Here is a 1,523-nt window from a genome sequence, read left to right on the forward strand (position 1 = left end):
AGTAGCAATGATAAGTGAGTTCTTTTGGAATTGGTTGCGCCGTGTACTTGGAGACTTGTTCGCACGGTGCTTTGGGGACGAAGCGGGAGCAATCCCGCTGACTTACCCGATTTACCCTTAATAAAAATCTCCCCATCTCCCCATATTCCCCTCCTGGTCGGGGTTAGGGGTGGGTATCACCCTCCCTCTAATTATGGGTATTAAACCTGACTTGATATAAGACGAAACCTGACTTGATATAAGACGAAAAAGGTTAAATGGTAAGAAGAGGAGGATAATTCTAATGCATCAAATTAATCTGGCTACCCCAGTAGGAAGCCACGGCGTCGGTTCCTACTAAATAAGCGCGTTTAGCCCCCAGTTTTGGGTAAGTCCTATTTTAATGACGAATTACCAATTACCAATTACCATAAAAGTTCAATCTTCCATTTCAGTTGACTCAGTTTGATCGGATTGGGTGCTTTCGGCATTTATCAACGTATTATTCGATGAATTTATGTTCCGCTTTCCTTCAGAGGCACGCTTATCCAAAATTGTCTTCAGCCTTGCTGAAGGCATTTCTCTATTAATATGAATCTGAATTTTCGGACCGGAACTAGCTAGACGAATAATCATCCCATGGATAACCGGCATTTGGGTAATCCGCTTGCCATCCATGTAGGTGCCATTGGCACCTAAACTGATAATTTCCCAACCATTAGGATTTCGCCGTAGTTCTACATGGTGACGGGAAACTACAGCGCTATAGAGAATAACATGATTATCGGTTGACCGGCCAATCCGAATCACTGATTCTGTTTCAAAGGGCCAACTTTGAACAGGCACAGACTGGAGAGGATGCAGTAGGGTTAGGGTAATCGCCGGTGTCACATCTTTCAAGGATTTTGTCCTCACGGCCTGATACTGTTAACTATCCCCCACCGACATGACGTGGGATTTCCTTGCTTATACAGCCAAAACGGCTGCCAGAGTTAGTCATATCTGCTTAGATTTACAAGGACTTACATGCACCCCAATTAAGGCACACCTATATTAATATAGAATCTACTTTGACACTCCCCGTCCTAAAAGAACGGGGATTCTTGGCTCTACGACTCGTCGTGGCTCTTTCAAACCGGAGTCAGAAAAAGTAGAGGACTTTTCTCCCCAAGCGTTTAGATCATAGATCTAGGTTTCGGTGTGCCCCACCGTACCTTTTTTATAGGAATAGACAGGGTGCGACCCGTAGCGAATTTAATTCGCCGACGGAAAACGCACCTTTATACTTTTTTATCTAAGTTTTTCATAGACGTTGTAGTCGTTAGACCAAATTACGCAATACGTATCTCATACATATTTTTTACGTTGTCTACTTATGATTAGATAATACCTATCTGAGAAAAAGTTTATTGCTTATGCTTTTATTCTATCACATCCGACGGAAAAGCCGTCCTAGAAGTACGGGGCGCGATTACCCAAACTTTTTGGTAAACACTATGACTATAGACGACCTTAGTAGAAGGGGCAATCTCCTAGATTGCCCC

General features: G+C 43.2%; 1 protein-coding gene. It reads right to left on the reverse strand.

From position 1 onward, the window contains the following. Positions 1-417: 417 nt before the first annotated feature. On the reverse strand, positions 418-879 hold the full coding sequence (locus F6J94_RS33750; RefSeq protein WP_293048291.1) for an FHA domain-containing protein: 462 nt from the start codon (positions 877-879) through the stop codon (positions 418-420). Positions 880-1,523 lie beyond the last annotated feature (644 nt).

This window comes from Moorena sp. SIO1F2 (genome assembly GCF_010672755.1).
Lineage (GTDB): Bacteria > Cyanobacteriota > Cyanobacteriia > Cyanobacteriales > Coleofasciculaceae > Moorena.